We start from the raw sequence: 25,052 nt of genomic DNA on the forward strand, positions 1-25,052 counted from the left end.
TGCGTCACAGGAACTGGCGGCCGCCGTCGACCACGAACGTCTGGCCGGTGATCATCGCGCTGGCGTCCGAGGCGAGGAACACCGCGGTGCCGACGACGTCCTGCGGCTGCAGGCTGCGCTTGATGGCGCCCCGCGCGACGCCGTAGGAGTCGGCGTCGTCGACGAGCTCGCGGCTGGCGTCGGTGAGCGTGAAGCCGGGCGCGAGCGCGTTCACGCGCACGCCCGCCTCCCCCAGTTCGCGCGCCATCACCCGCGACAGCGCGATGAGCGCGCCCTTCGACGCGACGTAGTGCGCCCACAGCGGCGAGCCGCTGAGCACGGTCGCCGACGCGACGTTGACGATCGAGCCGCCGAACCCCGACGCGCGCAGCGCGGCCGCGCACGCCTTCGAGCACAGCCACGGGCCGCGCAGGTTGACCGCCATCACGCGGTCCCACTCGGCGACGTCGATCTCGTCGAACGGCCGGCGCTCGAGGCCGGCGTAGATCGCGGCGTTGTTGACGAGCACGTCGATCGCCCCGAACGCGTCGAGCGCGGCGGCGGCCATGGCGGCGGTGCTCGCCTCGCGGGCCACGTCGGCCGCCACCGCCAGCGCCGACCCGCCCGCGAGCGCGATCTCGCCGACCGTCGCCTGCGCGGCGGCGAGATCGACGTCGGCGGCCACGACGCGGGCGCCGGCCCGGGCGAACCCGAGCGAGAACGCCCGCCCCAGCCCGCCTCCGGCCCCGGTGACGACGGCGCAGCGGCCGGCCAGCTCGGCGGGCGTCACCGCGCGGGCTCCACGGGCCGCGCGGCGAGCGCCGCGCGCGAGGCGGCGATCTCGCGGCGCGCGATCGCCCGCGCCGGCTCGGTGAACAGCCATGCGTCGATCTCGGACTCCACCCAGTCGATGTAGTCGTCCGGCGTCAGCTTCATCCACTCGTGGCAGATCCGCACCGCGGACTCGGTGTAGCGCCACAGCTTGTCGGCGTCCTTGACCAGCTCGTCGTCGAGGCTGACGGCCTCGGCGCGGGAGTCGTGGCCGTCGACGATGTCCTGGATCGCGCGCGTGCGCCGCTCGTCCCAGCCCACATGCGCGAGGATCTCGCCGGCGAGGGCCGCGCCCTGGATCTCGTGGCGTCGCGTGATGTCGGGCTCCCACCCGCGGATCGCGCCGGCCAGGCCCTTGAGGTGGTCGTCGCTCGGCACCGCCATGTAGCCGACGTCGTGCAGCAACACGGCGGGCAGGACGACGTCGGGATCCGCGGCCGGGCAGGACTCGAGCAGCTCCTGCGCGAGCGCGTAGGACTCGGGGACGTGGATCTCGTTGGACCGCGTCTGCCAGTACGGCTCGGCCGCCGCGTAGATGCGCGCGTAGCGCCCGGTCGCCGTCACAGCCCGAGGTACATCGTCTTGTGCTCGAGGTACTCGTCGAGCCCGTGGCGCGACTTCTCGCGGCCGAGGCCGCTCTGCTTGACGCCGCCGAAGGGCACCGAGTGCAGCGAGCGGTGGATGTCGTTGACCCACACCGAGCCGGCCTCGAGCTCCTCCGCGATGCGCCAGGCCGTGCGCAGATTGCGGCTGAAGACGTACGCGGCCAGGCCGTAGCGCGAGTCGTTGGCGAGGGCGACGGCCTCCTCGCAGTCGCCGAACGGCGCTACGCCGACGACCGGCCCGAAGGTCTCCTCGCGCATGATCTTCATCGCCGGCGTGGCGTCGGCGATCAGCGTCGGCGCGAAGAAGCAGCCGCCGTCGAACGGCTCGCCGGTCAGCCGCTCCCCGCCGCAGGCGATCCGCGCGCCCCGAGCCCGGGCGTCGGCGACGTGCTCGGCGCTCGTGGCCATGATGCGCTCGCCCACGAGCGGGCCGAGGTCGACGCCCGGCTCCAACCCGTGGCCGGCCCGCAGCCCGCGCGCACCCTCGGCGAAGCGGTCCACCAGCTCGTCGTAGCGCTCACGGGCGACGTACATGCGGTTCACGCGGTAGCAGAACTGGCCCGAGTTGGCGTACGCGTGGCGCACGAGCGCGGGCACCGCGACGTCGAGGTCGGCGTCGGCGCAGACGATGGCCGGGCACTGCCCGCCGAGCTCGAGCGTGACCCGCTTGTTCGTCTCCGCCGCGAGCCGGCGGATCCGGATGCCCGCGGCCGTCGACCCCGTGAACGCGACCTTGGCGGGGACCGGATGGCCGACGAGCGCCTCGCCGAGCTCGGGGCCCGAGCCGGTGATCACGTTGAGCACCCCCGCGGGGTAGCCGGCCTCGCCGAACAGGCGCGCCAGGTGCAGCGTGGACAGCGGCGTGTCCTGCGCCGGCTTGGCGACCACCGTGTTGCCGGTGACCAGCGCCGCACCGACCTTCATCAGCAGCAGGGTGATCGGGTAGTTGAACGGGGCGATCGCCACCACCACGCCGAGCGGCTCCTGCACCACCAGCACGCGCTCGTCCGGCTCGCCGAGCAGCGGCATCTCGCCGCGCAGGCGCAGCCCCTCCTGCGCGAAGTAGTCGAGCAGGTCGGCGGAGCGGCGGACCTCCGCGACCGCCGCGCCCAGGGGGCGGCCGAGCTCGAGCGTCAGCGTGCGCCCGATCTCCTCGGCGTCGCGGCGCATGAGCGCGGCGACCGCCTGCTGGAGCTCGGCGCGACGGGCGACCGGCGTGCGCCGCCAGCCGCGATACGCGTCCGCCGCCGCGCGCACCGCGCGATCGGCATCGCGCTCGTCGCCCTCGGCGACGTGGGCCAGGAGCGCGCCCGTCGCCGGGTCGTGGACGGCGATCGCCCGGCCCGACGCCGCCGGCACCCACTCGCCGCCGATCCACAGGTCGTGCGTGGCGGTGGCCGTCGCGGTCACGGCGCGGCGACCGGGTCGTCGAGCACGGCGGTGCGCAGCACGCGCCGAGTCCGGTCCAGCTCGGCCCGGGCGATCTCGCGCGCCGCCTCGGTGAACAGGCGGTGCTCGATCTGCGGCTCCGTGCGGTCGACGTACACGCTCGGCGTCATCCCCCACCAGTCGCACGCGATCGCCACCCCCGCGATGGAGAACCGCCACAGCGCGTCGGCGTCCTTGACGAGCTCGTCGTTGTGCGAGATCGCCTCGGACCGCGTGTCGTGGCCCGCGATGATCGCCACCACCTCGTCGCGCACGTCCGCCGGCCAGCCCGTCGCGCCCAGGATCTCCCCGGCCAGCCGCGCGCCCTCGCGCTCGTGGGCGATCCGCACGTCGGACTCCATCATCCCCGGGCCGAAGCCGTCGCGGTAGATCGCCGTCTGGTCCACGACCGCCCACCCGATGTCGTGCAGCAGCACCGCGAGCAGGACGACGTCGCGGTCGGCCCCGGGATGCTGCTCGAGCAGGCGCTCGGCGTAGTCGAACGCCATGGGGATGTGCACGTCGTTCTTGCGGACGCGCATGTACGGCCGCGCGGCGGCCCACACCGCGTCGTAGCGATCCCCCATCAGTCGAGGACGGTCACGGTGCCGTTGTTGCCGTCGACGCGCACGCGCTGGCCGGTGCGGATCGTCGTCGTCGCGGAGCCCGCGCCGGTCACCGCCGGCAGCCCGTACTCGCGGCAGACGATCGCGGCGTGGCTCATCATGCCGCCGATGTCGGTGACCGCCGCGCCGATGCGGGCGAACACCGGACCCCAGCTGGGCGCGGTGATGCGGGTGACGAGGATGTCGCCCTGCTGCACGTCGCCCAACTCGTCGGCGCCGCCGATGACCCGCGCGACGCCCTCCACGACGCCTGGCGACGCGGCCATGCCGCCAAGGTGCCCGGTGCCGGCGCCGGCGTGCAGCCAGCCGGACACCGCCTCGCTGGTGATGCCGTAGAGCATGATCGTGAACGGCTCGGTGATGACCGCCGGCGGCTCGTTCATCGCCGGCACCGGCGCCTTGCGCTCGAGGGCCGCGAGGATGCGCTTGCGCCGGGCGATCTCCTGCGGCCAGTAGTACGGGCCCATCGCCTCGACGCCGATGGCCCACGCGTTGCCGTAGTCGAAGATCACCTGCTGCAGCTCGTCGCGGCGCACGAGGAAGATGTCGTCGGCGTCGCGCCAGAAGCCCGCGTCGGCGAGCACCTGGCCCAGCTGGCGGATCTTGCGCCAGAACACCGACAGCGACCAGTGCTCGATGTAGAAGTTGTGGTCCTCGACGTATGGGAACACGAGCCGCGAGAGCCCGAGCTTCTCGTCGAACACCGCGCGTGCCTCGTCGTCGGGCAGCGCCTCGCGGTATTCGGCGGTGATGCGGTCGCGCTCGGCGCGGATCGCCTCGGTCGGCCGGTCGATGCTCTCGCCCGCCCGCACGCGCCCGGCGTAGTCGCGCACGAAGCCGAGCGGGATGTCGAGGTGGTCGAGCCACACCTTGTCGGTGCTGTACATCCCGTTGCCGGCCGAGAAGTTGAACCACGGGTCCTTCGCCGCCTCCCAGGCGGCGACCCACTCCTCGCCGCGCGGGCGGGCCGCGACGGCGGCGAGCGCCTCGTCCACGCTCCCGTCCGCCAGCGCGTCGTCCACGCCGAGCTCGACCGCGAGCTTCGCCAGCTTCTTGAGCTCGTCGTCGGGCCGGAACAGCACCACGTCGATGCCCTGCACCATCTTCGCGATGCCCAGGTCCGCGACGCCGGGCAGGACCTCCTTGCAGAACTGGAAGAAGTCCAGGTACGCGACGTAGCCCAGGTTCAGGAACTCGAAGTGGTACTGGAAGGCCTCGTAGGCCAGCTCGATCGCGCGGTTGTAGCTCGTCTGCAGCGCGAACGTGTTGTCCAGGCCGCGGCCCTCGGTGATCCAGTCCAGCGGGACCATCTCGGGCAGCGGCTCGAACTCGAGCGCCTCGAGGTCGGCGATGACCCGGCGGATCTTGCGCTCCCAGTTCTCCAGCAGCTGCGGCCAGTTGGCGAAGTAGTGGCCGGCGCGCTCCATGAAGTGCGGCACGCGTCCCGGGATCTCCTCCTCCGGGACCGGCACGGGGCTCATGTAGACGTAGCCGTTGTGGACCCGGTAGTCGATCCCGTTGGCGGGCGGGATCAGCAGGTGGCGCGTGTTGTACTGGCCGAGGCACTTGATGGCGAACTCGACCGTGATCGTGTCGAACGGCTTGAAGACCGTGGGCCAGTGCTGGAGGTCGGCGAACCAGAAGCGCCCCTCCTCGAAGTCCCGGCGGTCCTCGCGGAAGCGCAGGTAGTACGGGTACAGCTCCTCCCAGCCCTCTGCCCCCTCCGGCGCCGGGTCGTCGTACGGGCTGACGAACCGGCTGCTCGCCTCAGTCGTTGACATCCGCATCTCTCCTCGCGGCCAGGGGGTTGATCAGGGTGTGGGCGATGCTCGACAGGCCCGTCGCGTAGACGCTCGGCGCGCGCAGCGGCGGCGGCTTCCGGCTCCAGACGGTCTCCGGGCGGCTCTGCAGCAGCACGACGTCGTCGCCGTCGATCGCCCACTCGACGTCCTGCGGGCTGCCGTAGTGGCGCTCGGCGCGCTTGGCCAGTTCGGCCACGGCGCGCACCTGCGCCGGGTTCAGCGCGGGCGCGGTCCGGCGCGCGGGCTCCACCTCCCGGCGGACGACGCGGCGGCCCGGCACGTCCGCGACGAGCTCGACCGCCTTCGGGCCGATGCGCGAGTCCACCATCTCGAGCATGACCTTGTCGACGACGTAGTTGTCCGGCGTCACCTCGCCGCCGACGACCGTCTCGCCGAGGCCGAAGCTCGCGTCGATCACGATCTTCGAGCGGTCGCCGGTCACCGGGTTCAGCGTCATCGCCACGCCGGCGGCGTCGGCGTCGACCATCCGCTGGACGACGACTGCCATGCGCACGTCGTCCTCTCCGATGGCGTGGTCGCGCCGGTAGGCGATCGAGCGCGCCGAGTACAGGCTGGCCCAGCAGCGGCGCACGTGCTCGACCACCGCGTCCGCGCCGACGATCCACAGGTACGTGTCCTGCTGGCCGGCGAAGCTGGCCTCCGCCGAGTCCTCGGCGGTCGCGCTCGAGCGCACCGCGACCGCCGTGTCGTCGCCCAGCGCGGCATAGCCGACGCGGATCGCCCGCTCGACCGCGGGCGGCAGCGGCGCCTGCTCGAGCAGCGCACGCACCTCGCGCGCGCCGTCCTCGAGCGCCCTGATGTCCTGGGCGTCGGTCGCGTCGAGCACGCCGGCGATGCGCTCGCGCACGCCGGCGCGCACGGCGTCGAACGCGCTCGTCGTGATCACGAAGCCGGGCGGCACGGGCAGGCCGGCGGCGGTCAGCGTCGCGAGGCTCGCGCCCTTGCCGCCGGCGACCTCGCTGTCGCCGGGGCAGCGCTCGAACGGCACGACGTGCGCGGGCGCGGCGTCGAACTCGACGAGCACCCGTGACGGCCCGCGGAAGCTCGAGTTCGCGTTGAAGTCGAACGTCTGCCCGGCCGCGAGGCGCAGCGACGGCAGCCGGGCCGCGAGCTCCTCGAGCACGACCCGGCCCTCCAGGCGCGCCAGCGGCGCCCCGAGGCAGAAGTGGATGCCGAGGCCGAATGACAGGTGGCGGCTGGCGTTGTCGCGGTTCGGGTCGATGTGCTCGGGGTCGGGGAACACGGTCTGGTCGTGGTTGGCCGAGCCGAGCAGCAGCAGGACGTTCGTCTCCCCGGGCAGCTCGACGTCGCCGATGCGGGCCGGGCGCTTCGTGCGCCGCTTCCAGGTGAACACCGGCGCGCTGACGCGCAGCATCTCCTCGACGGCGCCCGGGATCAGCCGGGAGTCGGCGCAGATCGCATCCCACGCCTCGCGCTGGGCGAGCAGCTCCTTCAGGCCGTTGGACAGCAGCGCCGTCGTCGTCTCGTGGCCGGCGGTCAGCTGGCCGTAGACGAGCGCGGCGATCTCGTCGGGCTCGATCTCCTCCTCGCCTTCGAGGTAGATGCGGGCCAGCGCGCCGGGCAGGTCGTCGCGCGGCTCGCGCAGGCGCGACGCGACGAGCTCCTGGCAGTAGCGCCAGTAGCTCACGAGGTTCTCCGCGTGGTGGGCCTGCTCGGAGACGGGGCGGTCGCCGAAGTTCATGGCGACCCGGCTCTGCGCCCACTCCTTGACCTTGGGCACGTCGGCGTCGGGGATCCCGAGCATGCGGAAGATGACGAGCGCGGGCAGCTCGTAGGCGAGCTCGGCGACGAGGTCGGCCCGTCCGCGGCCGGCGAAGCCGTCGATCATCGCCGTGACGATGGCGCGGATGGCGGGCTCCATCCCGGCGATGCGCCGCGGCGTGAACGCCTTCTTGATGAAGCCGCGCAGGCGCGTGTGGTCGGGCGGCTGCTTGCCCGACAGGCCGGTGACGACCGAGAAGCCGCCGTCGGCGAGGATCTGCTGCACCTCGGCCGGGCGCGGCTTGAACGGCGCCTGCGTGTTCTCCGAGGAGAAGGTCTGCGGGTCGCGGAAGATGTCGCGGATATCGTCGTAGCGCGTGACGACCCAGTAGTCGAGCTCGGGGCTGTAGAAGACCGGAGCCTCGGCGCGCGCCCGTGCATAGAAGGCGAACGGGTCGGTCAGCTCGAACGGCTCGAAGTCGCGCGCCAGGCCGGCGTGCGGACAAGCGGGGACAGGCACAGACACCCCAGGGCTCCTCTCCTCGGCGATGACGCGGACGCTACCGCCGGGTCGCCCGCGGGCGAAGCGGACCGTTCGCCTGTGGCGAACGCCGGAGGTTAGGCTGTCGGGGCCGTGGCCTCCGACGACCCGCTGCGCTCGGTCTCGATCGCCCTGTCGATCCTGGACTGCTTCGCCGTGTCGGCCGAGCTCGGCCCGTCGGCGGTCGCGCGCGAGGTCGGGATCGCCAAGAGCACAGCGAGTCGGATGCTCGCGGTGCTGGCGGCGCGCGGCATGCTGGAGCGCCGCGAGGGCGGCCGCTACCGACTGGGCCTGCGCATGTTCGAGTACGGCCAGCTCGCGCTCAACCGGCTCAACCTGTTCGAGGTGAGCGTGCCGATCCTCACCGTGCTGCGCGACCGGGTGCGCGACATGGTCCAGCTCGGCGTGCCGATCGGGGCCGAGATCCTGTTCCTCGAGCGCTTCGAATCCCAGAGCGTGGACCCGCGCTTCCACGGCCCGACGTGGCGGCGCGTGCCCGGGCACTCGTCGAGCTCGGGCCGCGCGATCGCCGCGTTCAACCCGTCCGTCGCCCGGGCGATCCTCGAAGCCGGGCTGACCCGCCGCACCCGCTACACCGTGGTCGACGCGCGCCGGCTGAGCGAGATCCTCGTCGAGGTGCGCCGGCGCGGCTGGGCCTCGACCGACGAGGAGCTCGAGGAGGGCATCTCGTCGGTGGCCGCGCCCGTGCTGGTCGAGACCGGCGGCGGCGTGCGCGCGGTCGCGGCGGTGTCGGTGGTCGGACCGAGCGCGCGGCTGCGGCGCGGCGGCAAGGCGACGATCGCGCGCCATGCCGGCGAGGCGGCGTCGCGCATCGGCGCCGCGCTGTCGGCGGCGGGCTGACCGCCGCGCACCCGGCCCGCGCCGCGCACCCGGCCCGTGCCGCGCACCCCGCCCGCGCCGCGCACCCCGCCCGCGCCGCGCACCCCGCCCGCGCCGCGCACCCCGCCCGCGCCGCGCACCCGGCCCGCGCCGCGCACCCGGCCCGCCGCACCGAGCGTCGAGTTCCTCAGCGCCAGGCCGAGGAAGTCGACGCTCGGCTTGCGTGCAACATGGCGTGCGGACCGCATCGCCGGGCATCCCCGGCGTGTTGCTGAAACCAGAACACCGTCCGCACACGAACCACAGGAGTCCCTCTTGAGACCACTGCGCTCGTGCGTCGCCCTGGCCTGCCTGGCCGGAACTCTCGCGATGCCCGGCGGCGCCCTCGCCGCCGACCAGATCGCCGGTGTCACGGAAGACAACCAGCTCGTCCTGTTCCGCTCCGACGCCCCCGGCAACGTCCAGTACAGCGTTCCCGTCAGCGGCCTGCCCGCGGGCGAGCGGATCGTCGGCCTGGACCGCCGCGTCGGCACCGGAGCGCTCTACGCGCTCGGCGTCAGCAGCCGCATCTACCGCGTCGACCTCGGCTCCGGCCAGGCGCTCGCGGTCGGCAACCCCTTCACCCCGGCGCTCAGCGGCGGCCTGTTCGGCTTCAGCGCCAACCCGGTCGCCGACAACCTGCGCAGCGTCTCCGACGCGCGCCAGAACCTGCGCCTGAACCCGGACAACGGCCAGGTCTCGGCCGCGGAGGACAACCTGCAGTACGCAGCCGGCGACCCGGGCGCGGGCGCCGCGCCGGGCGTCGTCGCCTCGGCCTACACGAACCAGGCGCCGGGCGCGACGAGCACGACGCTCTACGACATCGACGCCGCGCGCGACGTGCTCGCCATCCAGGACCCGCCGAACGCGGGGACGCTGCGCACCGTCGGCGCGCTCGGCGTCGACCTCAGCGGCCCCGGCGGCTTCACGATCACCCCGACGAACAACGCCTACGCCGCCCTGCGGCGCGCGGGCCAGGCCAACCCCGAGCTGTTCCGCGTGAACCTCGCCAACGGCGCGGCGACCGCGGTCGGCCCGATCGCCGCGCGGCCGTCCAACACGCAGGGCACCGCGGCGCCGGTGACGGCGATCGTGGCGCTCGGCCCCGTGGCCGACGACCGCACTCCGCCGAACGTGGTCGTCGACCTGTCGAGCACGCTGCTCGAGTCGACGATGCTCGACCGCGGCATCCCGATCAAGGTCGCCTGCGACGAGGCCTGCAGCGTCAAGGTCTCCGCCGTCGTCGACCACACCAACCACCCGCTGGGCACGACGACCGGCGACGTCGTCGGCAGCGCCGGCAGCGTCGACGTGTCGATCCCGCTCGACGCCGCGAACAAGGCCCTCGTGCGGCGTCCGGGGACGCTGCGCATGAGCGTGCAGACCACCGTCCGCGACAGCGCCGGCAACGAGCGCACCACCGGCCGCGTGATCCGCAGCCAGACCCTGGCGCAGCGCGTCGGGTAGCGAGCACCCGCCGGCCGGGCCCTGCGTCCGGCCGGCGGCCTACCCGGGCAGCGGGCCCTGCAGGGCGCCGCAGACGTCCGGCGCGAGCAGGCACAGCGCGGGCAGCAGCGGGTCGAAGTGCGCCCGCTCGCCGTCCACGCGCACCGCGAAGCGGTCCCCGCTGCGCCCCGTCACGGCGATGCGCACGCCCGCGACGCTCACGGCGTCGCCCACGCCGAGGAGGCTGTCGAGGCTGTCCGGCGCGTTGGGCGCCGGCGACTGGCGGCGCACCTGGCCCCAGCATCCGACCGGTGCGTCGTCGAACGTCGTACACGACGCGGGCCGCTGGTCGACCGCCGACACGACGATGCCGTCGCCGGGCACCGCGTCGAAGGGCCGGTCGACGCGCGCCTCGAGCGTGAGGAACGCGCGCGGGTCGCCGGTCGGGATCGTGACGACCTGCAGCCCCGGCTCGTCGAGCGGGCCCAGCACGTACAGGGCGGCCGGCCGGTCGTGGACGGTCATCGCCGCGTCGGGCACCCAGCCGGCGGCGATGCGGTCGATCGCCTGCGTCGCCTTCAGCGCGAACACGCCGGCGGACGGGTCGGTCCACCCGCCGGTGCCCCACAGGCGCTCGTAGCCCATGACGTCGAGCGGGTCGTCGTACTCGACGCCGACCTCGACGCCGCCGATCTCGATGCGCAGCCGGCCGGTGAAGGCGTGCGGCCACGTCAGCGCGTGGCCGAGCTCGTGGGCGACGGTCGAGATGTGCGCGCCGGCGCCGAAGAGCTCACCGGGGCCGATCCACGCGATGCGGTCGTTTCCCGGCAGCGTGGTGGGCTCCCCGGCGCAGGGGTCGAGCGTCGAGCTGTCGTCGGCGCAGAGGTCGTTGCTCGCCGAGATGCGCTCGGTCTGCACGATCAGCGCGCCGTCGCGGCCGGCGCTGAGCCGCCGGGCCTCGGGCGCGCACCCGGAGGGGTCGCTGCCGTCCAGGGCGCCGCGTGCGCGGAACTCCGGCCGGTAGCGCCCCCCGGACAGCCAGGCGAAGTACGGGACGATCCGCCCATCGAGGACCGCCGCCGCGTCCTGCGCGGTGGCGCCGCCGACGTCGCCGCAGGTCCAGACGTCCCACCGGTCGGCGCCGAGCGAGTGCAGGCGCTGCGCGTCCGCGACGACGACGAGCGGGCCGCCGGGCGTGAAGCCCGGCCACGTCGGCACTGCGGCCTGGGGCGCGGGCGGATCCGGGTCGGCGGGGACGGGCGCCTGGGCGGTGGAGGGATCCGCGGCCGGGGCCGGAGGCGGCGCCGGGTCGGCGGTCCGATGCACGACGCGCATGCGCCCGCGCGCCACGACGCGCCCGCGCCGGTCGACGAGGACGACGCGCACGACCACCGCCGCGCGGGCGCCCACGCCGCGCCAGCGCAGCGCGAACGTCCCGTCGCGCCGCACCCGGGCGCGCGCCCGCGCCGTCCACCGGCGTCCGCGGCGCTCCTGCAGGACGGCGCGCGCACCACGGGGCGCCTGGCGCGCCGAGCCGTCGACCACGACCGGCTGTCCGGTCCGCAGCGTCTCGGGCACGGTGGCGGCGACCCTCGGTGCGGCAGCGGCCGGCGCGGCCGCGACGAGCATCGCGGCCAGCAGGACGACCGCGGGCGCCATACGTCGCGACATCGGCGCGTGAACCTAGTACACCCGTCCGCAAGTTCTTCGGGTCTCGGCGGCGCTCGCACGCGTCTGACGGCGGTCGTCGACCGGGCAGCGCCGTGCGGCGGCAGGCGCGGCCCGGGTCGTCGCTGCGTGCGGGACGGGACGGTGCGCGACGATAATGAGCAGGGCGCGTCCGCGCCCCTGCTCTCGACGCACAGGGAGGTGCCGCCGTGCCCACCGCACTGTCCGCCCGGGCCCTCGCGGTGTGGGCCGCGATGGTCGTCGTCGGCCTGCTCGCCGTCGCGCTCGGCGCGGGATCGGCGAAGCTCGTCGCCGGCATCGCAGCGGCGGTCGCGGCGACGAACGCGCTCGTGGAGGTCTGGCGGGCCGACCGGGCGATGCGCGGGCCGCCGCCCGAGGACCCCGGCTGGTGGCGCCACCGCGAGCTGCGCGCGAAGAGCCGTGCGCGGGTCTGGACGCTGCTCGCCGGCTCGCTGACCCTGGCCGCGCTCGCCCGCGACGACGGCGCGGGCCCGTGGCAGGGCGTCGCCATCGCCGCCGGGGTGATCGGCGCGGCGCTCGGCGCGGTGGTGCTCATCGCGGTCGCCGACGCCCGCGCGCAGCGCGAGCACATCCCGGGGATCCTCGACACCCGCGTGGCCCAGGCGCTCGGCGTGGTGCTGATCGCTGCCAGCGTGGCGGCGCTCGGCTTCGGCTCCTGGTAGGAGTGTGGGACCGCATGCCCACTCTGGCCATCATCATCGGCAGCACCCGTCCCGGCCGCGGCGGGCTGCCCGTCGCCCAGTGGTTCGTCGAGCGCGCCCGCGCGCACGGAGCCTTCGAGCTCGACGTCGTCGACCTGCTCGAGCTCGGCCTCCCGTTCCTCGACGAGCCGAACCATCCGCGCCTGCGCCAGTACACGCAGCAGCACACGAAGGACTGGAGCGCGCGCGTGGACGCCGCCGACGCGTTCGTGATCGTCACGCCGGAGTACAACCACGGTATGAGCGCGCCCGTCAAGAACGCGCTCGACTTCCTGCACGAGGAGTGGCAGTACAAGCCGGTGGGATTCGTCGCGTACGGCGGCGTGTCCGCCGGGACGCGGGCGACGAACATGCTCAAGCAGGTCGTGACGGCGCTGCGGATGACCCCGGTGACCGAGGCGGTCACGCTCCCGTTCTTCCGTCAGTTCGTCGACGACGAGGACGGCGTGCAGACCAACGAGACGATGGAGACCAGCGCCGACGCGATGCTTGACGAGCTGGTCCGGATGGAGGCGGCGCTGCGGCGGCTGCGCCCCGGGTAGTGCACCGCGCCGGACAGGCCCACTAGGCTCGGAGACGTCGATGCCGATCGTCGAGGGCCTCTCCTTCGCCTACGTGCTCCATGAGCTTCCGCCGGGCCGGCTGCCGTTCCGGCGCTGGCGCTGGGAGCTCTGGCACGGGCCCCGGCTCGAGGCCGCGGGCTGGCGGCTGAGCGAGCGCGATGCCCAGCGGGCGCTGCGCACGCACGCCTCGAGGGTCGGGCATCGCATCTTCGGGCTGGGCGAGGCGGCGCCGGACCCGGGCACGCCGGACTTCCGTCCCGGCGCCGCGGTCCGCGTGCGCGCCGGCGCCGTCGCGTTCGCGCTCGTGCCACGCCAGCTCGAGCGCCCCGATCCGCTGGCCACCCTGATCTGACGGCTCAGCCGCCGGCGGCCCGCCTCCGCGGGCGCAGCAGGTCGATGGCCTCCCGCCGGTCGGCGGCGACGCTCAGCAGCGAGTCGAGGCCCGTCACCTCCAGCAGCCGGGCGATCTCCCGGTCGCGGTTGACCACGACCAGGAGGCCGCCGTCGCGCCGGGCCCGGCGGTGCGCGGCGATGAGCGCCGCCAGGCCGCTGGAGTCCACGAACGTCGACTCGCTCAGGTCGAGGAGGACCGTGCCACGCGAGCGCGGCAGGGTGTCGTTGAGCAGACCGCGCAGCTCCCGGGCCGTGTAGAGGTCGACGGTGCCGTGCACGGCCACGACGGCGACGCCGTCGGCGTGCGACAGCGACAGGGAGAACGGCTCGGCGTCGGGGGGCACTCCCGTCCGACTACCCGGTGCGGACCTCGGGCATCGCCGTCTCGCTTTGCAACTTCGCTGGCGAACGGGCGCCCGGCCTGCAGCTTTGGCGCACGATCGCTCGCCAAACCTCGCCGAACCTGTGCAGAAGCTGCAGGCCGGTCCGGCCGGGCCGGATCGCGCCGAACCTTCCGGGCGAGATGTCCCCGCGCCTGCCCACCGTCCTCGCCGCCGCGCTCGCCTGCGCCGCACTGGCCGCCCCGTCGGCGTTCGCCGACAGCCCGACCGGCGGTGCCGCGTACCGCGACGGCAAGGCCGCCCAGGCGCCCGTCACGACGGCCCCCGCGACACCCGTCGCGCCCGTCCCGCCCGTCGCGCCCGTCCCGGCGGCGACGCTGGTGGGCGACGGCACGGCGGTCGCTCCGGCCGGCGCCCCCGATGCGGTGGTCAAGGTCATCGCCGCGGCGAACCAGATCGCCATGCTGCCCTACCGCTACGGCGGCGGGCACCGGCGGTTCGCCGACACCGCCTACGACTGCTCGGGCTCGGTGTCCTTCGCCCTCAACGGCGCCGGCCTGATCCCCGCCCCGCTCGCGTCCACCGGCCTCATGTCGTGGGGCGACCCCGACGCCGGCCGCTGGATCACGGTGTACTCGAACAAGGACCACGCCTTCATGGTGATCGCGGGCCTGCGGTTCGACACGAGCGGCCAGAGGACGACCGGCTCACGCTGGCAGCCGATGGACCGCTCCACACGCGGGTTCGTCGCGCGTCACCCCGTCGGGCTGTAGCCGCACGCCTACGCGCCGTCGCGCGGCCCGATCGCGCTCCAGTCGGCGGTCGCCTCGAGCCGAGCGAGCACGGCCACGAGCTGGGCGGCCATGCGGCCCAGCGCAAGATCGTCGGGCGTGGGTCGCCCCGCCTGCGCGAGCGCCGCCAGCTCGGGCGCGGCGCCTCGCGCGCGGCGCAGCAGCGACCCCAGCGCCGTGCCGTCCAACCGCTGTGGCCCGGTCGTCAGCAGCGGCCCGCCGATGCCACGCAGCAGCGCCAGCGCCGCCCGCGCGTCCGCCTCGTCGAGCAGCTCCTGCCCCGCGGCCACCGCGGCGAAGGCGTCCGCGTCGCCGCGCGCGAGCGCGTCCCAGCCGTCGAGCGCGCGGGCCGCGCGGGCGCGATCGACCGGCCGCGCCACTCCGAGCCCGAGCAGGGCGAGCTCGCCCGCGGGCGTCACGACGACGTGCGACGGACGCGGATCGACGGGCGCCAGGCCGGCGTCCAGGCACGCGGCCCGGAACGCCGCCACGAGCGCCCGCGCGGCCGCCGCCGGGTCGGCCGGCCGCCCGCCGTCCGCGAGCGTGGCCCCCTCGGCGAACGCGGTGACAAGGACCTCGGGCGCCGCCAGCTCGAGCACCGCGCGCGGCACGACGACGCCGGGCACGGCTCGCAGCGCCCGGGCGACGCGCCGCTGCTGTGAGGCCTCGTGCTCGAAGTCCAGCTCGTCGAGCGCCTGCTCGCGCGCGCTGCTCAACGCCGCCTCCGCATCGAGCCGCGGGAAGGCCGCGTGCAGCGGTCCGGCCAGCGATCCGAGCAGCGCCAGGTCCGCGCGCATCGCCCGCTCCACCCCGGGCCGGCGCACCTTGACGGCCACCGCCTCCCCCGCGAACGTCGCGCGGTGCACCTGGGAAGCGGGCCGCACGGCGAGCGGCTCCGGATCGAGGTCGTCGAGCACGCGGGCCGCGGGCCGGCGCCACGCGGCGCGCAATTCGCGCTCGATCGCGCCGGGGTCGATCGGCACGCATGTCGCCTCGGCCGCCGCGGCCGCCTCCCCCGCGAGCGTGGGCCCGAGGACGTCCTCGCCAAGCACGCCGTCCAGCCGCGCGAGCGCGATCTGCGCCGTCGGCGCCTGGCCGAGCAGGGCCCGCCCGGTGGCGAGCAGGCTCGCCACCGTGCCGGGGATCGGGGACCGGGTCGCCATCGCCGCCCCATCCTGCCCGCGACGCGTCGTCCGCACGCCGTCTACCTTGACGACATGACGACGTCGACTCCGTCCGCGGGCGCGCAGCGCCGGCTCGACCGCGAGCACGGTCTCATGTTCGTCGCCGCGATGGCGGGGCTGATGTGGCTGGCCGAGATCGTCGACACGGCGCTCGGCGGCGACCTCGACCAGTACGGCATCGAGCCGCACGACGGTGACGGCCTGATCGGCATCGCCACGGCGCCGTTCCTGCACGCCGGCTTCGGCCACCTGATCGGCAACACGATCCCGTTCCTCATCCTGGGCGCGTCGATCGCGCTCTCGGGCCTGGCGCGGATCGTCTGGGCGACGGTGATCATCGCCGTGGTCGCCGGCCTGGGGACCTGGCTCGTCGCGCCGGCGGGGACCGAGCACATCGGCGCCAGCGGCATCGTCTTCGGCTACGCGACGTACCTCATGACCCGGGGCATCTTCAGCCGCAGCATGGTGCACCTGCTCGTCGGTGCGGTGGTGCTCGTCATCTACGGCTCGACGCTGCTGTTCAGCCTGGTCCCGCGCGACGGGATCTCGTGGCAGGGCCATCTCTTCGGCGGCATCGGCGGGGTGATCGCGGCCTGGGCGCTCGAGGCCCGCCGCACGTCGTCGCCGTCGCGCACCCCGTCGACCTTCGCGTAGCCGAGACGTGGCGCGCGAGTTCCCCATCCGCGGCGAGGTCATCCGCCTCGGCCAGCTGCTGAAGGCCGCGGGGCTCGCCGACTCGGGCGTGGACGCCAAGGAGCTGCTACTCACCGGCGACGTGCGCGTCAACGGGGAGCCGGAGACCCGCCGGGGCCGCCAGCTGCGGCCGGGGGACGTCGTCGAGCTCGGCGACGAGACGGTCGAGATCCGGTAGCCGAAGGCGAACCGGAGCAGCCGGTCCACTTGCTCGACAAACCACTCTCCAGTGAATTGACTTCGCGCAATCGGGTAAGCGCCGGAGGGTGGAAGTCGCAACCGAGAAGCGCGCACGCACGGACCAGCTGCAGCGCCTGTGGAAGCAGTACCGCGTCCGTCCCGACCCGCGCGTGCGCGACCGCCTGGTGCTGTCGCTCGCGCCGATGGTCAAGTTCATCGTCTACCGCAAGGTCCGCAACGTGCCGGCCCACGTCGAGGTCGAGGACTACCTGTCCGTCGGCCTCGAGGCCCTGATCGTCTCGATCGACCGCTACGACCCGGAGAAGGGCGCGACGCTCGAGCAGTACGCGTGGACCCGCGTCCACGGCGCCGTGCTCGACGAGCTGCGCCGTCAGGACTGGGCGCCGCGCTCGGTGCGCCGCTGGGAGCGCGACATCGAGAAGGGCGTCCAGGACTTCACCGGCGTCCACGGCCGGCGCCCCACCCGCGCCGAGCTCGCCGACATGCTCGGCTGCCCGGTCGAGGAGCTCCTGCGCCGGCGCGGCGAGATCGCCCGCTCCGACGTCACCTCGCTCAACGCCGTGGTCATGTCCGAGGACGATGCCGAGGTCGAGCGGATGGAGACCATCGCCTCGGACGACGAGCGGGCGGACCCCGAGGCCGCGGTGCTGCGCGCCGACGCGAAGGGCCGCTTCCGCGCGGCGTTCGCGGAGCTGCCCGAGCGCGAGCGCGAGATCGCGGTCCTGCTCTACGTCAAGCACCTGACCATGGCGGAGATCGGCGAGGTGCTGGGCGTCTCCGAGAGCCGCATCTGCCAGATCCACGGCAAGACGAAGAAGAAGCTCCGCACGAGCCTCAAGGACGAGGACGCGGCGCTCTTCCATCTCGTGGCCTAGGAGTCGGTTGAACCTTCCCCGCCGCGCGAGAGAAGGCGTCCGCGGCGGCCGATCTCGGCGATCCTGAAGCCCTGCTCGGTCACGTGCCGGCGCCGCGGCCGAGGACGACGCGCGGCATGTGGCGGGCGATGACCTGCCCGGTCCGGTGCGACATGCGCTTGGCCCACCACGCCGGAGAGACCTGGCTGCGGGGCACCGGCGCGATGACGCGGTTGCGCCGGACCGCGTCGACGACCGCGCCGGCGACCTGGTCGGCGCTCGCGCCGTACCTGCCGTAGAAGCCGGCGATCCCCTCGCGCCGCTCGCCGGGCGTGCCGCGCAGGACGGCGTTGCGGGTGATCGGCGTGTCGATGATGCCCGGGCACACCGCGCAGACGTGCAGGCCGCGCGGCGCGAGCTCGGCGTGCAGCGCCTCCGTCAGCCCGACCACGCCGAACTTCGACGCGCAGTACGGCGCCATGCGCCCCATCGCGACGAGCCCGAGCGACGACGCGGTGTTGACGATCGACGCCGGCCGCCCCTGCTCGAGCATCCGCGGCGCGAACGCCTGGACGCCGTAGGCGACGCCGAGCAGGTTGACGCCGATCACGCGGTCCCAGTCCTCGATGGTCGTGTGCTCGATCTCGCCCGCGTGGCCGATGCCCGCGTTGTTGTGCAGGACGTCGACGCCGCGGCCGCGGGCGAACACGTCCACGGCGAACGCCTCGACCGCGGCGGCGTCGCGGACGTCGAGCTCGTGGGCGGCCGCGCGCTCCTCGCCGAGCTCGGCGACCAGGGCCTCGACCGAGCCGCGGTCGACGTCCGCGCCGTGTACGTAGGCCCCGAGCCGGGAGAACAGCCGGGCCGTCGCCTGGCCGATCCCGGACCCCGCGCCGGTGACCACGACGATCCGACCGGTGAAATCCATGTCAACGTCGCGGTAGCGTGCGCGCATGATCCGACTGTCCCTCCTGATCGCCGTCGTCACCGGCGTGGCGCTGGCGGTGCCGGCCACCGGCATCGCCGCCAAGCGCCCGGCCAAGCAACTCTACGTCTCGCTGGGCGACTCCTACGCGACCGGCTACCAGGCCACGGGCGTCAAGCAGGGCCACAACACGACCGACGGCTACGCCAACCAGGTCCCGGGCCTCGCCCGCAAGCGCGGCTACCGCCTCCGGCTCGTGAACTTCGGCTGCGGCGGCGCGACGACGACCTCGATCCTCGAGCAGGTCGGCTGCCGGCCGGACGCGCGCGCGGTCGGCGGGCCGGACTACTCGAGCACCACACAGATCGCCGCCGCCGAGCGCTACATCCGCAAGCACCGCAAGCGCGTCGGCCTGATCACGGTCTCGATCGGCGGCAACGACGTGACGAAGTGCGCGAGCGACCCTGATCCGATCGCCTGCGTCGGCGGCGCCGTCCAGGGCATCAAGGACAACGTGGGCGTGCTCGCGCAGCGCCTGCGCGCCGCCGCCGGACCGAAGGTGCCGATCGTCGGCATCACGTACCCCGACGTCATCCTCGGCGGCTGGGTCCTCTCCCCCGACCACACGCTCGCGACGCTGTCGGTCGTGGCGTTCCGGTCGCTGATCAACCCGGCGCTCACGGACGCCTACGCGAGCGTCAAGGGCGCGTTCGTCGACGTCACCGCGGCGACGGGCGCGTACGGCTCGCTGGACGAGACGACGACGCTCGACCCCTACGGCATGATCCCGGTGCCGGTGGCGAAGGTCTGCCAGCTCACCTACTACTGCCAGTTCCAGGACATCCACGCCCGGACCGAGGGCTACTCGATCATCGCCCAACTCGCCGCGGGGACCCTGCGCGCGCGCAGGACGTGATCGCGTGCTCTTCCGGCAGATCATCCACGACGACCTCGGCTGTGCCTCCTACCTGATCGGCGACGGGCAGGCGGGCGTGGCCGCCGTCGTGGATCCGCGGCTGGCCATCGACGAGTACCTGCGCCTCGGCCGGTACCTCGGGGTGCGGATCGAGCACGTGCTCGAGACGCACAACCATGCCGACCACGTCTCCGGCCACGGCCGGCTGATCGCGGCGACCGGCGCGACGCTGCACATCCACCGCGCCGCCGCGCCCGAGTACGACCACGATCCCGTCGACGACGGGTGGGAGCTCGAGCTCGGGCGGCTCGTGGTGCGGGCGCTCCACACGCCGGGCCACCGGCCGGAGCACACGGCGTTCCTGCTGATCGACACGGCGCGCGGGCCGGAGCCGTGGGCGGTGCTCAGCGGCGACAGCCTGTTCGTCGGCGACGTCGCGCGGCCGGACCTGGCCGTCGACAAGGCCGAGGGCGCGCGCGGCCTGTTTCGCTCCCTGCACGAGGCGCTGCTCACGCTGCCCGACGACTGCGAGGTCTGGCCCGGGCATCTCGGCGGCTCGCTGTGCGGCGGGCCGGGGATGGACCTGAAGGTCTCCTCGACGATCGGCTACGAGCGGGCCCACAGCCCGCTGCTGAGCATCGACGACGAGGATGCGTTCGTCGCGCGGTCGATCTCCGGGCTGGCGCCGCAGCCGCCGAACTTCCAGGCGATCGTCGCGCTCAACCGCGGGCCGCTGCGCGCCGATCGCCAGGTGCCGCAGCCGGTGGATCCGGGGCAGCTGGCCGCCGCGCGCGACGCCGGCGCGCTCGTCGTCGACGTGCGCACCGAGCTGCAGTTCGACGAGGCGCACATCCCCGGCTCCGTCTCGGTCACCTCGCTGCGCGCCGGGTTCGGCTCGCGCCTGGCCTGGCTGGCGCGCCCGCAGCAGCCGATCGTCGTGGTCGGCCGCGACGACGAGGACGCGGAGCGCGCGTGCGAGCTGGCGGGCGCGGTCGGCGTGACCGGGCCGCTGGCGTACCTGCACGGCGGCATGACCGCGTGGCGCGAGGAGCGCCGGGACGTCGACCGCATCGCGCGCATCGACGTGGGCGCCCTGCACGAGCGGCTCGAGACGGACCGCGACGGCCTGCAGGTCCTCGACGTGCGCGAGCGCAGCGAGTGGGACGCCGGCCACCTGGACGGCGCGGTCCACGTCCCCTACCACGACATCGCCGAGGTGCCGGACGGCATCGACCCGCAGCGGCCGGTGGCGGTGATGTGCGCGTCCGGTCAGCGCGCCGCCGTGGCGGCGAGCCTGCTGCAGCGTCACGGCGCACGCGACGTCCTGCACGTCGTCGACGGCGGCGTCGGGACGTGGCGAGCCGCGGGCTGGCCCGTCGTCGAGGGGGCCTGAGGCGGCGTTCAGCCCGCGGCGGCCGCCGCCGCGACGGCGAGCTGGTCCGCGCGGTCGTTGAGCGCCTTGTGGGCGTGCGCGGCGCCGGTCTCGTGGCCGCGCACCCAGTGCCAGCGAACCTCCGCGTGCCGGGCCATCTCCGCGTCGAGCGCCTGGACGAGGTCCTGGTTCTTGACGGGATCGCCGCCGGCGGTCTTCCAGCCCTTGCGCTTCCAGCCGTCGATCCAGCGGGTCATCGAGTCGAGCATCAGCCGCGAGTCGGTGACGATGCAGACGCGGCTGCCGTCGGGCAGGGAGCGCAGGCCCTCCAGCGCGGCGGTGTACTCCATGCGGTTGTTCGTCGTGTGCGCCTCGCCGCCGGACAGCTCGGCGGGCGCCCCGGCCTCGGCGTGCACGACGATCGCCGCCCAGCCGCCGGGGCCCGGGTTGCCGCGGCAGGCGCCGTCGGTCCAGATGGCGGCCTCACCGGGACGGGCTTCGAAGGGGGTCTCGGGCGGGTTCGGGCGGCGGCGGCGCCGCGGATACGTGGAGGCAGGCACGGCGGGCGATGCTACGACGCCCGCCCGACGGCACGGCCGCCCCAAGCCTCAGGCCGCCACCGGGCCACCGCGCCGCCGGGCTGTGGGCGCGGCGCCGCCGGGCTGTGGGCGCGGCGCCGTCCCCGGCCCCCCATGCGCTAGAACCCGGGCCGTGGACTACCCCTACCGGCAGCAGATCCCCACGCGCTGGCACGACAACGACGTCTACGGACACGTCAACAACGTCGACTACTACGCGTTCTTCGACACCGTCATCAACACGTACCTGATCGCCGAGGGCGGCCTCGACATCGCCGCCGGGCCGGTGATCGGGCTGTGCGCGGAATCGCACTGCAGGTACCACGCCGCCTTCACGTTCCCGGAGACCGTCCATGCCGCGCTGCGCGTCGGCGAGCTGCGCACGCGCGGGGTGCGCTACGAGATCGCGCTCTTCGCCGCCGGCGCCGACAGCCCCGCCGCCGAGGGCTGGTTCGTCCACGTGTTCGTCGACCGCGACACGCGCCGGCCGGTCGAGATCCCGCCGCCGCTGCGCGCCGCCCTCGAGCGGCTGGTCGTCGACGACCCGGCCGTCAGCTGAGGATCGTCGACCCGCTCGACGCCAGGCGCAGCCACGCGGCAGGCGCCGCCGCCGGCCACGTGTGGTAGTCGCCGGCCGGATTGCCGACCAGCGTCCGGTCGGCCTGCGGCAGCAGCCCTCCGGTGCCCAGCGTGGCCCAGCGCGCCGCGTTCTCGTCGATCACGTCGGTCGACACGCCCGCCGCCGCCTTCGCCATGCGCATCTGCAGCGTGCCCTCCATCCAGAGGACGTCAGGACCCCACGCCTCGGCGTACGGCTTGTAGCCGGTGAAGCGGCCCGCCTCCGGGTGGCCCTCGAACCACCGCCGCGTGAGGAGCATCTCGGAGTCGGCCGCGGTGATCACGGAGGTCGCATCGGTCCTGCGGCCCTGGCCGATCAGCCACAGCGTGCCGAGCGCCTGCGCGTCGATCGGCCGCGCGCCGTCGCCGACGCCCTGGTTGAGGTGGGCCCGGCGCGGACCCTCGCGGACGAAGAGCTCGCGCTGGATGGCCGCGTCGGCGGTGACCGTCGCCTGGTGCAGATCGGCGGCGAGCTGGGCCGCCTCGGCCTGCCCCACCCCGGCGAGGCCACCGGCGCAGGTGCCGACGGTGCCGTTGATGAGGGCGGCCGCCCGCGCGTAGAGGGCCCGCGCCTCGAAGTTGTGCTCCGCGGAGATCCAGCTCACGTCGGGCCCGCCCGGCACGAACCCGTATCCGCGCGAGGCGGGGTCGGTGATGCGGTGGGCCAGCAGCCAGTGCGCGACGCCCGCCATCAGGCCGTCGTAGCGAGGCGAGCACGTCGACGTGCGGTACTGCGCCGCGGCGATGCCCACCCAGGCGATCGCGCCCGATCGGGCGAGCATGTCGGCGCTGCCGGTGCGCACGTCGTAGGAGAACCCGAGCGCCCCGTCCGGCTGCTGCAGCGCGGCGAGGTCGTCGAGGATGGGCTCGGCGGCGGCGGCCTGGCCGGTGGCGGCGTACGCGGCGGCCGTGACCGCGGAGTCGTATGTCCAACCCCGGTCGCCGATGGTGGCGGCTTCGGGCTCGGAGGCGGGGATCAGGTAGGAGCGCACGAGGTTCAGGGCGTCACCCGGCTCGGCGGCGCCGGCGCTCGCGGTGCCCGAGACGGGGACCGCGAGGAGGGCGAGGAGCAGCACGGCGGCGACACGGATCCACATGGTGCGCTGAATCGGCACGTCATCGCCCTGTTCCATCTCGCCGTCCTCCCCGGTGGACCGATGTGCGACACGTACGGCGTTCGCGAGACGAGATCATGCCATGTCCGGGAAGAGCCGTATCGTTTGCCGGGCCGGGGGCGCGGGAACTCCGGGAAGATCGATCAATCGACGATGGCCGACTACCCCCAGGGCTCCTCAACTCAGCCGAACATCCTCCTCGTCGAGGACGACGACGTCCTCGCCGCCGTGGTGATGGAGCTCCTCGCCGCGCACGGCACCGTGCGCTGGACGATGCACGGCGAGGAGGGCGCCGAGCTCGTGCGCGCCCAGCCGTGGGACCTCGTGGTCACGGACATCGAGCTGCCCGGCATCAGCGGGCTCGACCTCGTCGGCGAGATCAAGGCCGCGCAGTCCGACGTCGCGGTGCTCATCATCTCCGCGCGCGCCTCGTTCGACTACGCGGTCACCGCCCTGCGCGCCGGCGCCGACGACTACATGACCAAGCCGGTCGACCCGGTCGCGCTCGTCGAGAAGGCCGGCGAGCTCATCGTGCTCACGCGCGACCGGCGCGCCCGCAGCCGCCAGGTCGTCCTCGCCGTCGGCTCGCATCCCGACGACGTCGAGATCGGCGTCGGCGGCGTCCTCCTGCGCCACGCCGCCGAAGGCCACGAGGTGACCGTCCTCACGCTCAGCGGCGGCGAGCAGGGCGGCGTGGCCGCCGAGCGCGCGCTCGAGTCCCAGCGCGCGGCGGACCTGATGGGCGCCCGCCTCGTGCACGCGGACCTCGCCGACACGAGCCTCAGCGAGGGCGGCGCGACGATCGCCACGATCAAGGCCGTCATCGACGAGATCCACCCGACGCACGTCTACACCCATACGTCGAAGGACGTCCACCAGGACCACCGCAACTGCCACAGCGCGACGCTCGTCGCGGCGCGCGGCATCCCGCGGATCTACTGCTACCAGGCGCCCTCCACGACCGTCGACTTCAAGCCCACGCGCTTCGTCGCCATCGACGAGTACCTCGAGCGCAAGCTCGAGGTCATCCGCGCCTACGGCTCGCAGACCGCCGTCCGCACCTATCTCGACGAGGAGCTCCTGCGCGCGACCGCGCGCTACTGGGCTCGTTACACGCAGGCGCGCTACGTCGAGCCGCTCGAGGTCGTGCGCGAGAGCGACGTCCTGATCCCGGCCGAGACCCCCATGGCCGCAATCCCGGAGGTAGCTGCCGGATGACCGACCGACCCCGCGTGCTCGTGACCGGCACCGGCGGGCCGTCCGGGATCTCGATCCTGCGCGACCTCGCCGACGAGCCGCTCGACCTCATCGCCGCCGACATCGACCCGTTCGCCGCGGGCCTCTACCTCGTCGACGCCCCGCGCCGGGCGATCCTCCCGCGCGGCGACGACGCCGGCTTCTGCGACGCCCTGCTCGAGATCTGCCAGGCCGAGTCGGTCTCGATCGTCGTGCCCACGGTCGACAGCGAGCTGCTGCCGCTGGCGCTCGACCGCGAGCGCTACGCCGGATCCGGCGTGCGCCTCGTGCTCGCCTCCGAGGAGACCCTGCGCACCTGCCTGGACAAGTGGGTTCTGGCCGAGCGCTGCCGCGACGCGGTGCGCGTGCCGGACACCTGGGTCGTCGACGACGGGTTCGACCCCGCCGCGCCCGACCTGCCGGTGATCGTCAAGCCGCGCTCGGGCAGCGGCTCGCGCGGCATCCGGCTCGTCGAGCGCCGCGAGGAGCTCGAGGCGCTGGAGCGCGACGGCACCCTGCTCGTCCAGGAGAACCTGCCGGGCACCGAGTACTCGCTCGACGTCATCGCCCGCGAGGACGGGCACGTCGCCGGCGTCGTGCCCCGCGCACGGCTGAAGGTCGACTCCGGCATCGCGGTCACCGGGCGCACGCTGCACGACGAGCGCCTCGACGCGTTCGCCCGCGAGGTGGCCCGGCTCATCGGCCTGACCACGGTCGCCAACGTCCAGGTCAAGGAGGATGCCGGGGGCGTCCCGGCCCTGCTCGAGGTCAACGCGCGCTTCCCCGGCACGATGCCGCTGACGATCGCCGCGGGCGTCGACATGCCGAAGCTGGCGATCGGCGAGGCGCTCGGCACGCCGGTGCCGGACGGTCCGCTGCCGTTCGAGGACATCGCGATGGTCCGCTTCTTCCAGGAGCGCTTCTTCTCGTTCGACGACATCACCGACCTGCAGCGCCACGCGGCGCGCGTCGCGAGCTGAG

Annotated in this window: 26 protein-coding genes; 14 read left to right on the plus strand and 12 right to left on the minus strand. The window is 74.2% G+C overall.

The window, feature by feature from the left end:
* Positions 1-4: 4 nt before the first annotated feature.
* The 6 genes from DSM104329_RS14940 to DSM104329_RS14965 are packed head-to-tail and all read right to left on the minus strand — an operon-like array spanning position 5 to position 7,540.
* Entirely contained in the window at positions 5-769 is a 765-nt protein-coding gene (locus tag DSM104329_RS14940) for an SDR family NAD(P)-dependent oxidoreductase (protein WP_259310640.1), read from the minus strand.
* Entirely contained in the window at positions 766-1,374 is a 609-nt protein-coding gene (locus DSM104329_RS14945; RefSeq protein ID WP_259310641.1) for an HD domain-containing protein, read from the minus strand. Before DSM104329_RS14945 ends, DSM104329_RS14940 begins: the two co-directional genes overlap by 4 nt.
* Complete coding sequence (locus tag DSM104329_RS14950) at positions 1,371-2,825, minus strand: aldehyde dehydrogenase family protein (protein WP_259310642.1); 1,455 nt, start codon at positions 2,823-2,825, stop codon at positions 1,371-1,373. Before DSM104329_RS14950 ends, DSM104329_RS14945 begins: the two co-directional genes overlap by 4 nt.
* A complete protein-coding gene (locus DSM104329_RS14955; RefSeq protein ID WP_259310643.1) occupies positions 2,822-3,430 on the minus strand; it encodes an HD domain-containing protein in 609 nt (202 codons plus the stop codon). The genes DSM104329_RS14950 and DSM104329_RS14955 overlap by 4 nt, the downstream gene beginning before the upstream one ends.
* On the minus strand, positions 3,430-5,250 hold the full coding sequence (locus DSM104329_RS14960; protein ID WP_259310644.1) for a PEP-utilizing enzyme: 1,821 nt from the start codon (positions 5,248-5,250) through the stop codon (positions 3,430-3,432). The genes DSM104329_RS14955 and DSM104329_RS14960 overlap by 1 nt, the downstream gene beginning before the upstream one ends.
* Positions 5,237-7,540, minus strand: coding sequence for a cytochrome P450 (locus DSM104329_RS14965; protein WP_259310645.1), 2,304 nt, complete (start codon positions 7,538-7,540; stop codon positions 5,237-5,239). Before DSM104329_RS14965 ends, DSM104329_RS14960 begins: the two co-directional genes overlap by 14 nt.
* Before the next feature lie 108 nt (positions 7,541-7,648).
* Here DSM104329_RS14965 and DSM104329_RS14970 point away from each other — a divergent pair, with 108 nt between their 5' ends.
* Positions 7,649-8,416: an IclR family transcriptional regulator gene (locus DSM104329_RS14970; RefSeq protein ID WP_259310646.1), complete on the plus strand. Its 768-nt coding sequence runs from the start codon at positions 7,649-7,651 to the stop codon at positions 8,414-8,416.
* A gap of 294 nt (positions 8,417-8,710) precedes the next feature.
* Positions 8,711-9,901 carry a DUF4394 domain-containing protein gene (locus DSM104329_RS14975; protein WP_259310647.1) on the plus strand — a complete coding sequence of 397 codons (1,191 nt, stop codon included), beginning with the start codon at positions 8,711-8,713 and terminating at the stop codon, positions 9,899-9,901.
* 39 nt (positions 9,902-9,940) lie between these two features.
* On the opposite strand, the gene DSM104329_RS14980 is transcribed toward DSM104329_RS14975, so the two are convergent.
* On the minus strand, positions 9,941-11,551 hold the full coding sequence (locus DSM104329_RS14980; RefSeq protein ID WP_259310648.1) for a metallopeptidase domain-containing protein: 1,611 nt from the start codon (positions 11,549-11,551) through the stop codon (positions 9,941-9,943).
* Between the two features lie 206 nt (positions 11,552-11,757).
* On the opposite strand from DSM104329_RS14980, the gene DSM104329_RS14985 reads away from it, so the two are divergent.
* Genes DSM104329_RS14985 through DSM104329_RS14995 form a run of 3 tightly spaced genes read left to right on the plus strand, consistent with a single transcriptional unit; the run spans position 11,758 to position 13,206 of the window.
* Positions 11,758-12,252 carry a hypothetical protein gene (locus DSM104329_RS14985; protein ID WP_259310649.1) on the plus strand — a complete coding sequence of 165 codons (495 nt, stop codon included), beginning with the start codon at positions 11,758-11,760 and terminating at the stop codon, positions 12,250-12,252.
* Positions 12,253-12,266: 14 nt separating this feature from the next.
* Positions 12,267-12,833: an NADPH-dependent FMN reductase gene (locus DSM104329_RS14990; protein WP_259310650.1), complete on the plus strand. Its 567-nt coding sequence runs from the start codon at positions 12,267-12,269 to the stop codon at positions 12,831-12,833.
* A gap of 40 nt (positions 12,834-12,873) precedes the next feature.
* A complete protein-coding gene (locus tag DSM104329_RS14995) occupies positions 12,874-13,206 on the plus strand; it encodes a hypothetical protein (RefSeq protein WP_259310651.1) in 333 nt (110 codons plus the stop codon).
* 4 nt (positions 13,207-13,210) lie between these two features.
* Here the strand turns inward: DSM104329_RS14995 and DSM104329_RS15000 are convergent, their stop codons facing one another.
* Positions 13,211-13,591 (minus strand): STAS domain-containing protein, encoded by a 381-nt coding sequence (locus tag DSM104329_RS15000; RefSeq protein WP_259310652.1) that lies wholly within the window; start codon positions 13,589-13,591, stop codon positions 13,211-13,213.
* Positions 13,592-13,770: 179 nt separating this feature from the next.
* Between DSM104329_RS15000 and DSM104329_RS15005 the strand changes: the two genes are divergently transcribed.
* On the plus strand, positions 13,771-14,361 hold the full coding sequence (locus tag DSM104329_RS15005) for a hypothetical protein (protein WP_259310653.1): 591 nt from the start codon (positions 13,771-13,773) through the stop codon (positions 14,359-14,361).
* Between the two features lie 8 nt (positions 14,362-14,369).
* Here the strand turns inward: DSM104329_RS15005 and DSM104329_RS15010 are convergent, their stop codons facing one another.
* Complete coding sequence (locus DSM104329_RS15010) at positions 14,370-15,542, minus strand: AarF/UbiB family protein (protein WP_259310654.1); 1,173 nt, start codon at positions 15,540-15,542, stop codon at positions 14,370-14,372.
* Positions 15,543-15,596: 54 nt separating this feature from the next.
* Here DSM104329_RS15010 and DSM104329_RS15015 point away from each other — a divergent pair, with 54 nt between their 5' ends.
* From DSM104329_RS15015 to DSM104329_RS15025, 3 genes are all read left to right on the plus strand, one after another.
* Entirely contained in the window at positions 15,597-16,217 is a 621-nt protein-coding gene (locus DSM104329_RS15015) for a rhomboid family intramembrane serine protease (protein ID WP_259310655.1), read from the plus strand.
* A gap of 7 nt (positions 16,218-16,224) precedes the next feature.
* Positions 16,225-16,434: an RNA-binding S4 domain-containing protein gene (locus DSM104329_RS15020; protein ID WP_259310656.1), complete on the plus strand. Its 210-nt coding sequence runs from the start codon at positions 16,225-16,227 to the stop codon at positions 16,432-16,434.
* An 88-nt stretch (positions 16,435-16,522) separates the two neighbouring features.
* Positions 16,523-17,332 carry a sigma-70 family RNA polymerase sigma factor gene (locus tag DSM104329_RS15025; RefSeq protein WP_259310657.1) on the plus strand — a complete coding sequence of 270 codons (810 nt, stop codon included), beginning with the start codon at positions 16,523-16,525 and terminating at the stop codon, positions 17,330-17,332.
* A 79-nt stretch (positions 17,333-17,411) separates the two neighbouring features.
* Here the strand turns inward: DSM104329_RS15025 and DSM104329_RS15030 are convergent, their stop codons facing one another.
* Entirely contained in the window at positions 17,412-18,266 is an 855-nt protein-coding gene (locus DSM104329_RS15030) for an SDR family oxidoreductase (RefSeq protein ID WP_259310658.1), read from the minus strand.
* On the opposite strand from DSM104329_RS15030, the gene DSM104329_RS15035 reads away from it, so the two are divergent.
* Together DSM104329_RS15035 and DSM104329_RS15040 are read left to right on the plus strand one after the other, a co-directional pair.
* Positions 18,265-19,152, plus strand: a complete 888-nt coding sequence (locus DSM104329_RS15035; protein ID WP_259310659.1) for an SGNH/GDSL hydrolase family protein — start codon at positions 18,265-18,267, stop codon at positions 19,150-19,152. The genes DSM104329_RS15030 and DSM104329_RS15035 overlap by 2 nt on opposite strands.
* A gap of 4 nt (positions 19,153-19,156) precedes the next feature.
* A complete protein-coding gene (locus DSM104329_RS15040) occupies positions 19,157-20,545 on the plus strand; it encodes an MBL fold metallo-hydrolase (RefSeq protein ID WP_259310660.1) in 1,389 nt (462 codons plus the stop codon).
* Positions 20,546-20,553: 8 nt separating this feature from the next.
* On the opposite strand, the gene rnhA is transcribed toward DSM104329_RS15040, so the two are convergent.
* The gene (rnhA, locus tag DSM104329_RS15045) at positions 20,554-21,084 is read right to left on the minus strand and encodes a ribonuclease HI (protein ID WP_259310661.1); all 531 of its coding nucleotides are present in this window, start codon (positions 21,082-21,084) and stop codon (positions 20,554-20,556) included.
* A 151-nt stretch (positions 21,085-21,235) separates the two neighbouring features.
* On the opposite strand from rnhA, the gene DSM104329_RS15050 reads away from it, so the two are divergent.
* Positions 21,236-21,661 carry an acyl-CoA thioesterase gene (locus tag DSM104329_RS15050; protein ID WP_259310662.1) on the plus strand — a complete coding sequence of 142 codons (426 nt, stop codon included), beginning with the start codon at positions 21,236-21,238 and terminating at the stop codon, positions 21,659-21,661.
* Here DSM104329_RS15050 and DSM104329_RS15055 read toward each other — a convergent pair.
* Positions 21,654-22,853 carry a hypothetical protein gene (locus DSM104329_RS15055; protein ID WP_259310663.1) on the minus strand — a complete coding sequence of 400 codons (1,200 nt, stop codon included), beginning with the start codon at positions 22,851-22,853 and terminating at the stop codon, positions 21,654-21,656. The genes DSM104329_RS15050 and DSM104329_RS15055 overlap by 8 nt on opposite strands.
* 135 nt (positions 22,854-22,988) lie before the next feature.
* On the opposite strand from DSM104329_RS15055, the gene DSM104329_RS15060 reads away from it, so the two are divergent.
* Both DSM104329_RS15060 and DSM104329_RS15065 read left to right on the plus strand, forming a co-directional pair.
* Entirely contained in the window at positions 22,989-24,053 is a 1,065-nt protein-coding gene (locus tag DSM104329_RS15060) for a response regulator (RefSeq protein WP_259310664.1), read from the plus strand.
* Entirely contained in the window at positions 24,050-25,051 is a 1,002-nt protein-coding gene (locus tag DSM104329_RS15065) for an ATP-grasp domain-containing protein (RefSeq protein ID WP_259310665.1), read from the plus strand. Before DSM104329_RS15060 ends, DSM104329_RS15065 begins: the two co-directional genes overlap by 4 nt.
* Position 25,052: the final 1 nt, after the last annotated feature.

Source organism: Capillimicrobium parvum (genome assembly GCF_021172045.1).
Taxonomy (GTDB): Bacteria; Actinomycetota; Thermoleophilia; order Solirubrobacterales; family Solirubrobacteraceae; genus Capillimicrobium; species Capillimicrobium parvum.

Bases quoted from the DNA above. Each gene is read 5' to 3' on its own strand.
- DSM104329_RS14955 (WP_259310643.1), bottom strand. From the start codon at position 3,430: ATGGGGGATCGCTACGACGCGGTGTGGGCCGCCGCGCGGCCGTACATG.
- DSM104329_RS14960 (WP_259310644.1), bottom strand. From the start codon at position 5,250: ATGTCAACGACTGAGGCGAGCAGCCGGTTCGTCAGCCCGTACGACGAC.
- DSM104329_RS14980 (WP_259310648.1), bottom strand. From the start codon at position 11,551: ATGTCGCGACGTATGGCGCCCGCGGTCGTCCTGCTGGCCGCGATGCTC.
- DSM104329_RS14990 (WP_259310650.1), top strand. From the start codon at position 12,267: ATGCCCACTCTGGCCATCATCATCGGCAGCACCCGTCCCGGCCGCGGC.
- DSM104329_RS14995 (WP_259310651.1), top strand. From the start codon at position 12,874: ATGCCGATCGTCGAGGGCCTCTCCTTCGCCTACGTGCTCCATGAGCTT.
- DSM104329_RS15005 (WP_259310653.1), top strand. From the start codon at position 13,771: ATGTCCCCGCGCCTGCCCACCGTCCTCGCCGCCGCGCTCGCCTGCGCC.
- DSM104329_RS15010 (WP_259310654.1), bottom strand. From the start codon at position 15,542: ATGGCGACCCGGTCCCCGATCCCCGGCACGGTGGCGAGCCTGCTCGCC.
- DSM104329_RS15015 (WP_259310655.1), top strand. From the start codon at position 15,597: ATGACGACGTCGACTCCGTCCGCGGGCGCGCAGCGCCGGCTCGACCGC.
- DSM104329_RS15035 (WP_259310659.1), top strand. From the start codon at position 18,265: ATGATCCGACTGTCCCTCCTGATCGCCGTCGTCACCGGCGTGGCGCTG.
- DSM104329_RS15030 (WP_259310658.1), bottom strand. From the start codon at position 18,266: ATGCGCGCACGCTACCGCGACGTTGACATGGATTTCACCGGTCGGATC.
- DSM104329_RS15055 (WP_259310663.1), bottom strand. From the start codon at position 22,853: ATGGAACAGGGCGATGACGTGCCGATTCAGCGCACCATGTGGATCCGT.
- DSM104329_RS15060 (WP_259310664.1), top strand. From the start codon at position 22,989: ATGGCCGACTACCCCCAGGGCTCCTCAACTCAGCCGAACATCCTCCTC.
- DSM104329_RS15065 (WP_259310665.1), top strand. From the start codon at position 24,050: ATGACCGACCGACCCCGCGTGCTCGTGACCGGCACCGGCGGGCCGTCC.